Origin of the sequence: Alkalicoccobacillus porphyridii, from assembly GCF_007293315.1 — a bacterium.
Classification (GTDB): Bacteria; Bacillota; Bacilli; order Bacillales; family Bacillaceae_D; genus Alkalicoccobacillus; species Alkalicoccobacillus porphyridii.
In genome coordinates this window covers 60,995-74,139 of the sequence record NZ_VLXZ01000002.1, presented here as the reverse complement: position 1 = coordinate 74,139, position 13,145 = coordinate 60,995, and the positions used below count along the sequence as shown (strand labels likewise).

Here is a 13,145-nt window from a genome sequence, read left to right as displayed (position 1 = left end):
AAGAAGATTCACTATCATATAAAACTTCTTTTTAAACGACCTCGATGAAAAGGTTCATTGAGATAAGATGACAGAGTCAGATTAGACGGATACCTTCCCGTGGTAAGCGCCCCCCATTTTCGGGAGTGGCGGAAAAGCACCCTCACTTAGATCTCCATGTATTTATGCAAGCGGAGGAATCCCCTGTAGTGACTTCAAGTAAACCTATATCAAATTGAGCTGTATTTAAAACGATCTTTGAGTAATGTCCCAATCGCATTTTTATTAGTAAGCTTAGATCCTTTATTGTTTGTAATAATAACCATTATGTATTTTTCAGCAGAAGCCCTTTAACTTATGTTACATTATAAGCTGACAAAGCGTAATAGAGGTGTAAATATGGAAATGACTGCTGGTAGAAATGAACCGTGTCCATGTGGAAGCGGTAAGAAATATAAGAAATGCTGTATGAATAAACAGCAAGTAATAGATATGAATCAAGCTCGTGAGGAGCGTATTGCGCAACAAAAGCATCAGCTGACAAAGAAGCTTCAAGCATTTATGGATAAACAAATACCTTATAGTGAATTTATAAAGCTTCATTCGGAGTTTCATCAGCGATCTCAAAGGCTAGTACCAGAACAAATTGAAGAAGGCTATGTAAACTTTTGGCTCAATTTTTTCCGGATTCACAAAAACGGCTTACACGGAATTGATTGGTTCCTGAAAGAGGAGGCGCATAGGCTACAGGCGGAAGAAAAAAGCTTGGCTGAACAATGGCGTTCTCTTAAACCTCGAATTGTACAAGCTGTAAATGAAAAGGACAATCAGGTTGTATTTGAAGACGTGTTTACACAAGAGACATTTAACATGGGTAAGGATACGGAGAATCTACCAACCTTTAGACCTTGGTCTGGAACGTTAGGACTTATTGAATTTTTTGGGGACACTCCATTATTTAATGGCATCCGCATTTTCCAAGGGCCAGATCATATGGAACGGAGCAAAGCGAAAGCGATTCAGTTGGCAGCTGAACATCAAATGGAGGTTGAAGAAGCTTTAATTCAATTTTTCCCTGAAGTTCTTGGCTCGCTTTTAGAGGAGGAACAGGGGTTTGTTTCAGAAGACCAACAGTCTGACCCCCAAATTACCATAGAAGCATACGTCACAGATGCGCATTCGTTTGCTACGTTGCTTAGAGACCAGGATGAATTTGTTGTGTATGACTGGCGTGAAGACCGTAAACATCTAACCCAAGCAGAGAACTGGGCAGTGTATAAGGATAGTATTGTCGAGAGTGAGGTCTTACTTGCTGATGCTGTTGCGACCTTAGAATTTACTGGGGAGAGCTTAAAGTACGTCACTTTTAGCAAAGAAAAGGCGGCACAATTTCATGTAATGTTAGAGGAATATCCTCAGTATGTGCGGGATGTAAAAGAATCAATAAATCGCTCGCTAAGTGGAAGAATGGCATTCTCCAATAGCTTAATTCAGATGACTGGTGAAGCACCTGAATACTTCTCTCTTTATGCGCAGCGTGCCAAGGATATGGACCTAAGTAGGCCAATTCCAGCACTGGGTCAGCATAGTATCTATGAGCTTATTGATAACGGTCGATTGGAAGAAGCGGATACTTGGTTTAAACAGATCGAATATAATCTTTATGACCAAGTGATGTCTAAGTATAAGGATATGGAATTCACGTTTGATATGAACCCATTCCGCAAAGAAGCGGGATTATCTCCATCTCCATTTGTTACAAATTTAGAGAAGCGTCATTCAGGTATCAGAAGAATTTATTATCATGACAATCAGTTTCTTTCAGTTAAGAAGGAAGATATAAATATTTATGAAGATTTAGGCTTTAGCCCAGATACAATTGATAGCTTCTTCCATGATCCAATTCTCAGCTTTTTTAAGGAGAAAACAGATGGTAAAGCAGAGGGTACGGTAAGGAAATATCGGTCGAGCCTAAATATCATTCGCTTCTCATTAGAGGTGCAGAAGATTAAAGATTGGTCAAAATGTACGAAGGCATTTTGGAGGAAGCATTTATTAGTTGATCTTTTTGAGGGTGTTGTCATCAGTCAAACACAGGTAAAAGACTTGATTAGTACGATTAAGATGTTCACAAAATGGTTGGATCAAAAGTATAAAACAACCGTTCATGCTCATGCTTCAGCTGTTTGTGCCGAACTTGAAGCATCTTTAATCGAAGCGATTCAAGTCTATAATCATACGACTGATTCAGGTCGTTTTACACTAGCTCTATACAGAGAGAATATTGATCCAGAAGCGCTTGGTGGCTTATACCAGGTGCAATCAGTAACCGAAGAAAAGGTATTGATTCAATCCTCTGATGATAGCGAGGTCTTTTCGATAAAATTACCTAGCAAGGCCCTTAGTTTTGTGCATATTGGATTGATTTTAGAGGCTGTTTTCACTAAAGAGGAGAACGATCAGCCGCATCTCAAGAAACTACTCAATGTCTACCCGAAAGAAGCGCTGAAATACTTGTAGGAAATAATTAGTTCTTGTCAGATTCAAATGGATCTGTTATTGTTTTAACACAACATCATATTCTTATTAAGAGGAGCAGAGGGACTGGCCCGATGACGCTTCAGCAACCCCGCCACGGCGGAAGGTGCTAATTCCTGCAGGAGATGATCCTGGATGATAAGAGCTGAATGACTTACTAAACCATTTCAACCCTCTTATTCATTGTGAATAAGAGGGTTTTCTTATTTTAATAAAGTCTTAATAGAGTGAGGAGTATAGAATCGGGTAAAAAACCAAGTTTTTATATATGTCTAGTTAGTGTTGAGGCGGAAGGTAGGGAGACCATTGATAGAATTTAAACAGGTAAGCAAAGTATTTAGAACAAAAGAACCGGAAGTAAAAGCACTTGATGAAGTAAACCTCCGCGTCGAAAAAGGACAAATATTCGGAGTGATTGGTTTTAGTGGGGCAGGTAAAAGTACATTGATCCGTAGTGTCAACCTTCTGGAGCGTCCGACAGACGGTGAAGTTATTGTGAACGGTCAAAGCCTAACACTTTTAAAAGGTGGAGAGCTACAGAAGGCTAAACGAAATATCGGCATGATCTTCCAACATTTTAACTTATTGCAGTCTAAAACGGTGTTCGAAAATGTAGCGGTTCCTCTTCGTCTTGTTCGTACACCACAAGCAGAGTTAAAAAAACGTGTTGGAGAATTACTTGAATTTGTAGGTTTGTCAGATAAAGCAGGTAGCTACCCCGAGCAGCTTTCCGGAGGTCAAAAGCAGCGAATTGGTATTGCGCGTGCCTTAGCCTCTAATCCTGCGGTTCTCCTATGTGATGAAGCGACATCTGCGTTAGATCCGGAAACAACAAGTTCTATTCTCCAGCTTTTAAAGCGTGTGAATGAGGAATTTGACGTAACGATTTTAATTATTACACACGAAATGGGTGTTATTCGGGAGATATGCGATCGGGTTGCAGTTATGGAGGAAGGAAAAATTATTGAAGAAGGAACGGTTCTCGATATCTTTTCACAACCACAGCATCAGACGACCAAGAATTTTGTTCGCTCTGTGTTTAAGGATCAAATTCCTGCAAGTGTCAGAAGGATATTGGAAAAGGGTTCTGAACAAATCAGAATCTATAAAATAGAGTTCATTGGCGAATCATCAGGCAAACCACTTTTGTCTGAATTGGTTAGAAGGTTTGATGTTGATGTGAACGTTCTGTTTGGCAATATAACTGAGATACAGGATACGCCATTTGGCAGCTTAACCGTTGAGGTTCAAGGAGATCCCGCATCGCTAGAATCGGCCTTCCGATTTATCGAAGAAAAAGAACTGTTGGTATCGGAGGTGAAGCTGGATGCTTGAACGTCTACCTGAGTCCATTAGGCCAAATATCTCAACAGATATATTACTAACGTCACTTTATGAAACATTGTATATGGTTTTCTTATCGTTAATTTTCTCTGCGGTGTTAGGTATTTTACTTGGAGTTGTCCTTGTCGTTACACGCAAGGGTCATATTCTGGAGTGTGCGCCAGTATTTAATGTGTTAAATCCAATCATTAATATTTTGCGGTCTATTCCATTTATTATTTTGATGGTTGCTATTATACCTTTTACAAGATTTATTGTCGGAAGTGCTGTTGGCATGGAGGCAGCTGTTGTGCCACTGGTTGTGTACGCAGCGCCGTATATTGCACGTTTAATTGAAAATTCCCTCTTAGAAGTTGAACCCGGAATTATTGAAGCTGCTGATTCAATGGGTGCTTCGAAAGCTCAAATTATTTTTCGGTTTTTACTTCCAGAAGCAAAAGGATCATTAATCTTAAGTATCACAACCGCAACAATTGGTCTTGTGGGTGCTACTGCAATGGCCGGAGCGATTGGTGCAGGAGGGATAGGAAATGTAGCCATCACTTACGGCTACCAACGCTTTGACAATGCCACAATGGTTATTACAGTCGTACTGCTGATTGTTATGGTTCAAGGTCTACAGTCACTGGGTAATATACTCGCTAGAAAATCTAGAAGAAGATAAAAAGAAAAGGTGGAGAGATGAACATGAAACAATCATTCAAACTAATTGTAGCAGGACTAGGTGTGCTAGCATTAACAGCATGCGGACAAGGAAATGATGATAGTACAAGCGGGGATACAGAGGGGTTTAGTAAAGATAATCCGGTTGATGTGAGAATTGGTATTTCAGGAACAGATTCACGCCAGTGGGACTTTATTTCTGAGAAAGCTGTAGAAGAAGGAATTAACATTGATATTGTGAGTTTTAATGATTATGTACAGCCTAACCAAGCCTTAGCAGATGGAGATATTGATGCCAATGCGTTTCAAACCGTTTCATATTTTGATAACTTTAGAGAAGAGCAAGGTCTTGATCTAGAAGCCATCGGAACTACAATCCTTGCGCCACTCGGAGTTTATTCTGATCGCTATGACTCAGTGGATGACATTCCTGATGGAGCCGAGATCTTAATTGCAAATGAAGTCACAAACCAAGCGCGTAACCTCATGCTTTTACAAGAAGCGGGCTTAATTGAGCTAGAGGATGACTTTGGTATTACAAGTGGATTGGATCAGATTGCAGATAATCCAAAGAACCTTAAATTAACAGAAGTTGTTCCAGCTAATGCACCAAGATTAATGCAGGACGTGGATGCAGCGGTTATTAATAACGGGATTGCTGTTGATGCAGGATTAAGTCCAACTGAAGACTCTCTGGCACGTGAAGATGAGACGGCAACGCCTTACATTAATATTATTGCTGCTCGAACAGATAACGCTGATGATCCAGCGTTACAACGTCTTGTGGAAATTTATCAATCAGATGAAGTAAAAGAGTTTATCGAAGAAGAATATCAAGGAGCAACCATTCCAACGTATATTTCTTTAGAAGAGTTAAATAATTATCCACGTTAAACGGTGGATGTAGGGATGTCTGTACGCAGGCATCCCTTTTGATCTTTAATGGTTCAGTCAAAAGGTTTAGGACAAACCAAACTTTATGACGAGGAAGTGCGTGTTAAGATGTAGTACTCTAAAAAGCATGGAGGTGCTTTATGAAAAAAGAAACAGCCAAGGATTATGTAGAGGCTATGAATCTGTGCATTAAAAATCCAACTATTGAATTTCTAAACGAGCTCTGCAAGGCGCATCTACACACCTTCGCATTTGAGAATATTAGTAAACTATACCTTACAAAAAAAGGTGAGCAATGGGTTCCTTCTGTAGAGAAATTTATAAATCATTACTCGACCTATCAGTTTGGAGGTACCTGCTATACGTTAAATTCATCATTCTTGGAGCTGCTATTAGAGCTTGGATTTGATGGATATCCTATTATGCTCGGCCAAGATCATCTAGCCATTATCGTTAAATTAAATCAACGTGTTTATTATGTGGATGTAGGCTCTGCTGCTCCTATTTTCGAACCAATAGACCTTCACACTAAAGAAAATGCATCAAGAAAGTTTGCAAATGAGGAAATAAAGATCATCACTTCTGAAAAAGGGTATGAATACGTAAGGTGGGTTGATGGGAAGCTGAGACAGACAGAGTGGACATTTGATATTAAGCAAAGCATTGGATTAGAGCAGTTCAAACCAGTCTATCTAAAATCTATTCAGCCGGGAAGAGCATTTATGAAAATCCTTCGCTGTCAGCTTTGGCAGACAGACAAACAGCGATCTTTATCGCTTTTAAATAATGTGTTTACGATTCGCTATGAGGATGGGCATACAACAGCTTTCACTTTAAGTACTGTAGGCGACATTGAGAAAGTACTTGAACAGGAGTTTAGATTAGGGAAATTACCTGTTAGAGGGGCGATAGAAGAATTATCTAGATTAGGTGTGGACGTGTTTACTAAAGAATAGCAGTTAAAAAAACCGAATGAAGTATCTAGCTTTCATTCGGCTCATCCCTCAATCGTCCGGATTCTCGCGTTCATCCTTTGCCTCTTTCCATCTTGTAAAAAAGATACTAATTAGCACAATAGAAGCAAGGACAACAAGCAAGGTTGGAGAAATATTAATAACACCTGATATTTGCAGGATAGCTAGACCAAGAAGTACTAAATTCATCGTAATTCTAATCGAGCGGATTACTTTCATACTCATGGTGTTCACCTCTTTGTTAATGATTCTCTTCATACTATAAAGTAACACACGGTTGTTTACCAGTTCTACTCATGGAGGTGTGGGCGTATACAAATCGGGGTACGTTACTAAGTGAGGTGAGGAAGATGAGCTATTATGATACGATTGATTTTGAGAACACAGACTTTCGCAAAGAGCCTAATAAATATAAGGTCGGTCGTGGGGAACAAGGTGTGTTAATGGTCGAGCCGTATAAGGGTGAAATTCTCCCTAATTGGCGATTTAAGACACCAGACATTGCACAGGTTTCAGCGGACACTATTTACAGTCAGTTTTGTGAGTACAAAAAGAAAGATGATTTTGTAGGCATGGATATGGCTCGAAAGTTTTTGCAGATGGGGTATACACGTGCTAGGCGTTACGCCAATTATCCAGGTGGTAAGAAATACAACAAAGATGGGGATCTAAACGAACGAGATATTGATCAGACCAAAGCAAAATCTGCGGAGATTTTTGAAGAAAAATGGATCCTTGTTCGTGAAGATGAGGAGTACTTAGAAAAGAAAAAAGAGCACCAGAAAAAATACGGATAATAAATAAGGAGGCAAACGTTTGAAGAAAGCTGTTTTGGATCGCTTTGAAGATCATGATCTAGCTGTTTTATTAATTGGGGAAAATGAAAAGGAATACAATGTAAGTCGTTCGATACTTCCGAAAGAGGTCAAAGAAGGCAGTCATTTGTTTGTTAAATTAGAAAATGACATCGTACATTCCGTTACTCTAGATGAAGAAGCAACAAAAGCAACAGAGAATCGAATTCATAATAAAATGGACAAGCTACGAGAGATGAAAAAAATGAAAAGACGTTCAAAATAAAGGCTTTCTGTTCAAATGAACAGAAGCCTTTTTTGTTATGATTTTAAACGTATTAAACAGCTGTAGGTTCTCTTATCATACACCCGGAGCTTTAATTGGAGTATCACCACACATCTTTTACGCTAAGTAGTATAGGACCTGCCCGGCAAACTTATACTTGATATATAGATGTGAAACGGGGTGAGATGATGCTTTCTATGCTGCCTAATGTTCCGCAATCATTTGAGACAGAACGGTTGTTTATTAGGTTGCCTATGCCTGGAGACGGGAAGGCTGTATTTGAAGCACAACAAGCGTCGAGGAAGGAGATGCTCCCTTGGATTCATTGGGCGCACAACCCAACAACCTTGGAGCAAACAGAACATGGCATCCGGTATGCGCATGAGCAATATATTAGAAAAAAGGATCTGAGGCTTCATTTGTTTGATAAGCAAACGGGGGGATTTGTAGGTTCTTCAGGACTTCATCAGATTAATTGGTCTGTCCCAAAGATGGAAATCGGTTACTGGATGGACAGTAGACAAAGTGGAAAAGGGTATATGACAGAGGCGGTTGCCGGTATTACATGGTTTGCTTTTCATAAGCTTGGCGTTCATCGTCTAGAGATTCACTGTGATCCAGAAAACAAGCAGAGCCGTGCTATCCCAGAAAAGCTAGGTTATAAATTAGAAGCAGTGTTAAAGCAGAATAGTGTATCTACAGATGGGAGTAGCTACAGGGATACCTGTCTCTATGCGATGTTAAATAGTGCACATCAATAAGAACTATTGAACTCTACTTGGAATCAAGGTAGAGTTGTACATAATATGAAAGCGCTTAAAACAGTCGCATAAAGGAGTCGAGGTAAATGGGGAAGTTAAAAGCAATTCAAATTGGGGTCGGAGGCTTCGGAGCATCTTGGCTAGAACTCTTATCTACTAACGAAAAGATTGAGCTTGTAGCAGTAGTTGATCAACAGTCAGAAAGTCTTCAAAAGGCAATGGATTTAACAGATCTTGGGCCAAGCCATGTGTTTACATCGTTTCAAGAAGCCATAGAGCGAGTTGAAGCTGATTTTGTGTTAATTGTCACGCCTCCTACTACTCATAAGCTGTTAGCAGAGCAGGCTATTAAAGCAGGCTTACATGTGATGATGGAGAAGCCTTTAACAGATACTACTGAGGAGGCCCAAGAGCTTTTAGCATTCACTAAGCAATATGATTTCAAGGTTATGGTTAGTCAAAATTATCGCTGGAACCCACAAATTCAAACGATCAAACAGCTGCTTGCTGCAGGTAGCATCGGTACTATTGAATATGCAGATTACTATTTTAATAAAGCCACACACTTTGGTGGGTGGAGAGATCAATATGAGGAAATTCTACTTCAAGATATGGCGATTCATCACTTTGACATTCTTCGTTATTTATTAAGTGATGAAGCAGTAACCATTCAGGCGACTAGCTCTAGACCATCGTGGAGTTGGTTTAAAGGGAATCCACATGCTGATGCTGCGATTACATTTAGTGAAGGTGTGCAGGTTCATTACCGTGGCAGATGGGCAGGAAAAGGCAAAAAGACTGGATGGAATGGAGACATCCGATTAGTTGGGGATAAAGGGGCAATTGAATTAATAGATGATCACGTTTTGCTATATCAAGGGGAGGAAGATACACCAGAAGAGATCCCACTCATCAAAACACCTGCCTCTGATCGAATGATATCATTAGATGCCTTCATTCAATCAATTATTGAAGACACGATCCCACCAACTTCTATTGAAGATAATATAAAAAGCCTTCAGTTAACCTGGGCGGCAATTAAATCCTCAAAAACAGGAGAACGTATACGCCTCTAAACTCTTAATCTTGTTCTATACATGATATAGTAAAGTATAGAACAAAACGAGCTAGGGGGTACATATGATACAAAAGCAGGGGATTATCTCACTCGGAGAAGTCTTAGTTGACATGATTCCGTTAAACGAAGAGAATACACAGTATCAAAAAAGTCCGGGTGGTGCTCCTGCCAATGTTGCAGTTGGACTGAGTCGCCTCGATGTGGAGAGTTATTTTATTGGAGCAATTGGTGATGATTTAATTGGTCACTTTTTACGGAAAACATTAGTAGACTATGGCGTCAACATCCAAGGGCTCATACAAACAACAATAGCCAAAACACCACTTGTTTTTGTTGAACTCGCAAAAAATGGGGAGCGCAGTTTTGAGTTTCTCATTGATCATAGCTCGGATCAGGTTCTGTCTATAGATAATCTTAACGAAGAGTTATTTCATCATGCAAATATTCTACATATAGGTTCGATCTCAACGATTCATAAAACGAGTCGGGCAGCCACACATAAAGCCATTCATTTAGCGAAAGAGAATGGTATGCTTGTTTCATTAGATCCGAATCTACGTCTGTCGATTTGGCCAGATGAGTTATCAGCACTAGAACAAATAAAAGCGCTGCTGTTAACAAGTGATATTGTAAAGCTGTCAGAGGAAGAGCTAGAATTTTTAACCGATGAAACGGATGAAGCTGTCGCTGTGTTTAAACTAAAAGATTATCAGATTCCGCTACTAATCATTACAAAAGGTGAAAATGGTAGCTCATTTTATACTGATACACATAAAGTGGATATTCCTGTCTATAAGGTCGATGCAGTTGATACAACGGGTGCAGGAGATGCGTTTGTATCTGCGGTGCTTGCACAGCTGGATAATCTTAAGGAGCCCCTTGACTCTCTTACTCCTGAAGCTCTAAAGCAAATCGGGGCTTTTGCAGCTGTATCAGGTGCACTAGCAGCATCATCAAAAGGAGCAATGACCGCGTTGCCAACTAGAGATGAAGTTCATGCGTTTTTAGAGGAGCGAGGATAAAAGTTGTCAGATAATTTAACAAGTGTCGTTTCCTGACGAATTTTTTGTGCTATGATTCCTTCATTCAAATAAGTAGCTTCTCAGGGTTCCGTTTAGCTGTTTAATCAGTTAGAGGCAGGTCCGGGGAGGCGGCATCCCTGATGCTTAAACTGGGAGGAAAAGTCCGGTGAAGAATCCATTGATTCTTCCCGGGCTTTTTTTGATAAAGACGAATGGAGGATGAAGATGGTTAAGAAGTCAGTAGATCAAGATTTTGCGCTGGAAGCTGTTACAGAGTCACACAGAAGGGGCTTCTGGAAAATGTTTATGCTGATGGTTGGCTTTACTTTTTTCTCAGCAAGTATGCTTGCGGGTGGTACGCTTGGTCAGGGTCTCACGTTCTCTCAATTCATTGTGACGGTATTAATAGGGAACTTGTTACTCGGTGCTTACACAGGTGTTCTCTCATATATAGCGTCTAAAACCGGGTTATCAACACATTTATTAACACGTTATTCGTTTGGAAAGCAAGGGTCGTATCTGCCCTCATTTTTGCTAAGTATCACTCAAATTGGTTGGTTTGGTGTAGGTGTGATGATGTTTGCCTTGCCATTTCAAAAGGTGACAGGTCTAGACATTTGGCCGATTATTATCGTTTCAGGACTGCTCATGACCGCTACCGCTTATTTTGGAATTAAGGCATTGACCGCTTTAAGCTTTATTGCAGTTCCAGCTATTGCTATTCTCGGAAGTGTAACTAGTACGCGCGCGGTGGGCTCAATGGGTGGGTTAGAAGAGCTAATGGCCTATCAGCCAGTAGAAACACTCGGTATCGCTGCAGCTATATCCGTTTGTTTAGGATCATTTATCAGTGGAGGCACGCTGACACCTGATTTTGCGCGATTCGCAAAATCAAAAAAGATTGCCGTATCAACAACCTTGATGGCCTTTTTCTTAGGAAATTCGCTTATGTTTTTGTTCGGAGCAATTGGAACCATCTCAACAGGCCAAGCTGATATTTCAGAGGTAATGTTTACACAAGGACTAATCATTCCTGCCTTAATTATCTTAGGATTAAATATATGGACAACTAATGATAATTCCTTATATGCATCAGGGCTTGGATTTTCTAATATTACAAAACTACCAAAAAAAATGCTCGTTATTATAAACGGTATAATAGGAACACTTCTTGCCATGTGGCTCTACAACAACTTTATGAGCTGGCTTGGCTTTCTAAATATGACTCTTCCACCAATTGGAGCAATATTAATTGTTGATTATTTTGTTCGAAGCAAAGGAAGTTACGAGGTTTTTCAGAACAGGACATTTTCAAGTGTACGTATTCAAGCTATAGCAGCATGGGCTATCGGAGTGTTATGTGCTGTATTTATACCAGGAATTTCACCACTTAATTCACTTCTTGGTGCAACTGTAAGCTATATTATATTAGATAAAATTCTAGAAAAAAATAGAGAACAAATGATGAAAAAAGCGGGGTAGAATCAGTGATTATAAAAAAAGCAGTATTGAGAGATAGAGAAGGACATTGGGACCTTTTAGTGGATCAAGATCAAATTGTTAAAATCGATCGAAGCATTGAGCAAGAGGGAGAAGAGGTTATACATGCAAATGGAAATATGGTTCTTCCTCCCTTTATCGAGCCGCATATACATTTAGATACAACGATGACCGCAGGAGATCCAAACTGGAACCAATCTGGAACGTTGTTCGAAGGTATTCAACGCTGGACGGAAAGAAAAGAAAAGCTCTCTCATGAAGACGTTAAGGAGCGGGCAAAAAAAGCATTAACCTGGCAGGTAGCACAAGGTATTCAGCATGTGCGTACACATGTGGATACAACGGATTATAAGCTAACGGCTGTGAAAGCTTTGCTTGAGGTAAAGCAAGAAATGAAGCATGTAGTTGATCTTCAGCTTGTCGCTTTTCCTCAGGAAGGCATTCTTTCTTATCCGAATGGTCAAGAACTGCTGGAAGAAGCCATTAGACTAGGAGCAGATGTGGTAGGTGGTATTCCTCACTTTGAAATGACAAGAGAAATGGGTGTCGAGTCAATTGACGTCGCATTTAGTTTGGCAGAGAAATATGATAAGCCTCTTGATTTTCACTGTGATGAAACAGATGATGAACAATCGAGATTCATTGAAGTTGTCGCAGCCAAAGCCTATCAAACGGGTCTTGGTTCTAAAGTAACTGCCTCGCATACAACGGCGATGCACTCCTATAATGATGCCTATGTAGCCAAGCTGATGCGCGTCTTCAAAATGGCTGACTTAAATTTTGTTGCAAACCCTCTCGTGAATATTCATTTACAGGGACGTTTTGACTCCTATCCAAAAAGACGCGGGATGACGAGAGTGAAGGAGCTACAGGAAGCCGGGTTGACGGTTTCCTTTGGACATGATGATATCTTTGATCCATGGTATCCACTAGGCACTGGCAACATGCTCCAAGTGCTACATATGGGACTGCATATTGCTCACTTAATGGGCTACGATCAAATCAAACAATCCATTGATTTTATTACCACCAACAGCGCCAAGGTATTAGGCATTTCTGATCAATACGGAATCGCAGAAGGCAAGCCTGCTAACCTCATCATTGTAGGAGCACCAGACGAATTCACTATGATCCGTCAGCAAGCCCCTGTCCTCTACTCCGTGCGTAACGGGGAAATCATCGCCAGAACCACACCTTCCGAACGAGAAGTTGTAGGCAAACCAATAGAATTTATTTTATAAGAATGAGGCCGTCCTAAGGGACGCCTTTTTTTGTTTGGAAGTGCAGGTGAGTTTCACGGAAATTGAAGTGA

Annotated in this window: 13 protein-coding genes and 1 riboswitch; of the genes, 12 read left to right on the top strand and 1 reads right to left on the bottom strand. The window is 40.2% G+C overall.

Going from position 1 to position 13,145, the window contains the following annotated elements; genetic code table 11:
* The first annotated feature begins 378 nt into the window (after nt 1–378).
* From FN960_RS03695 to FN960_RS03675, 5 genes are all read left to right on the top strand, one after another.
* The gene (locus FN960_RS03695) at nt 379–2,499 is read left to right on the top strand and encodes a YecA family protein (RefSeq protein ID WP_260681911.1); all 2,121 of its coding nucleotides are present in this window, start codon (nt 379–381) and stop codon (nt 2,497–2,499) included.
* Nucleotides 2,500–2,559: 60 nt separating this feature from the next.
* Nucleotides 2,560–2,662: riboswitch (SAM riboswitch) on the top strand.
* Between the two features lie 161 nt (nt 2,663–2,823).
* Nucleotides 2,824–3,852 (top strand): methionine ABC transporter ATP-binding protein, encoded by a 1,029-nt coding sequence (locus FN960_RS03690; RefSeq protein WP_143847067.1) that lies wholly within the window; start codon nt 2,824–2,826, stop codon nt 3,850–3,852.
* Between the two features lie 73 nt (nt 3,853–3,925).
* A complete protein-coding gene (locus FN960_RS03685; protein WP_438799712.1) occupies nt 3,926–4,525 on the top strand; it encodes a methionine ABC transporter permease in 600 nt (199 codons plus the stop codon).
* 23 nt (nt 4,526–4,548) lie between these two features.
* Complete coding sequence (locus tag FN960_RS03680; RefSeq protein WP_143847063.1) at nt 4,549–5,418, top strand: MetQ/NlpA family ABC transporter substrate-binding protein; 870 nt, start codon at nt 4,549–4,551, stop codon at nt 5,416–5,418.
* Nucleotides 5,419–5,558: 140 nt separating this feature from the next.
* The gene (locus tag FN960_RS03675) at nt 5,559–6,374 is read left to right on the top strand and encodes an arylamine N-acetyltransferase (RefSeq protein ID WP_143847061.1); all 816 of its coding nucleotides are present in this window, start codon (nt 5,559–5,561) and stop codon (nt 6,372–6,374) included.
* Between the two features lie 48 nt (nt 6,375–6,422).
* Here FN960_RS03675 and FN960_RS03670 read toward each other — a convergent pair whose 3' ends face one another.
* Nucleotides 6,423–6,617, bottom strand: coding sequence for a hypothetical protein (locus tag FN960_RS03670; protein WP_143847059.1), 195 nt, complete (start codon nt 6,615–6,617; stop codon nt 6,423–6,425).
* Nucleotides 6,618–6,742: 125 nt separating this feature from the next.
* Here FN960_RS03670 and FN960_RS03665 point away from each other — a divergent pair, with 125 nt between their 5' ends.
* The 7 genes from FN960_RS03665 (at nt 6,743) to codA (ending at nt 13,074) form a co-directional block, all read left to right on the top strand.
* Nucleotides 6,743–7,189 carry a DUF4385 domain-containing protein gene (locus FN960_RS03665; RefSeq protein WP_143847058.1) on the top strand — a complete coding sequence of 149 codons (447 nt, stop codon included), beginning with the start codon at nt 6,743–6,745 and terminating at the stop codon, nt 7,187–7,189.
* A 19-nt stretch (nt 7,190–7,208) separates the two neighbouring features.
* Nucleotides 7,209–7,472, top strand: coding sequence for a DUF3006 domain-containing protein (locus tag FN960_RS03660; protein ID WP_143847056.1), 264 nt, complete (start codon nt 7,209–7,211; stop codon nt 7,470–7,472).
* Between the two features lie 188 nt (nt 7,473–7,660).
* Entirely contained in the window at nt 7,661–8,233 is a 573-nt protein-coding gene (locus FN960_RS03655) for a GNAT family N-acetyltransferase (RefSeq protein ID WP_143847648.1), read from the top strand.
* An 86-nt stretch (nt 8,234–8,319) separates the two neighbouring features.
* Nucleotides 8,320–9,309 carry a Gfo/Idh/MocA family protein gene (locus FN960_RS03650; RefSeq protein WP_143847054.1) on the top strand — a complete coding sequence of 330 codons (990 nt, stop codon included), beginning with the start codon at nt 8,320–8,322 and terminating at the stop codon, nt 9,307–9,309.
* Nucleotides 9,310–9,373: 64 nt separating this feature from the next.
* Nucleotides 9,374–10,333 carry a carbohydrate kinase family protein gene (locus FN960_RS03645; RefSeq protein ID WP_143847053.1) on the top strand — a complete coding sequence of 320 codons (960 nt, stop codon included), beginning with the start codon at nt 9,374–9,376 and terminating at the stop codon, nt 10,331–10,333.
* Nucleotides 10,334–10,558: 225 nt separating this feature from the next.
* Complete coding sequence (codB, locus tag FN960_RS03640) at nt 10,559–11,815, top strand: cytosine permease (RefSeq protein WP_221936790.1); 1,257 nt, start codon at nt 10,559–10,561, stop codon at nt 11,813–11,815.
* A gap of 5 nt (nt 11,816–11,820) precedes the next feature.
* The gene (gene codA, locus FN960_RS03635) at nt 11,821–13,074 is read left to right on the top strand and encodes a cytosine deaminase (RefSeq protein ID WP_143847050.1); all 1,254 of its coding nucleotides are present in this window, start codon (nt 11,821–11,823) and stop codon (nt 13,072–13,074) included.
* Nucleotides 13,075–13,145 lie beyond the last annotated feature (71 nt).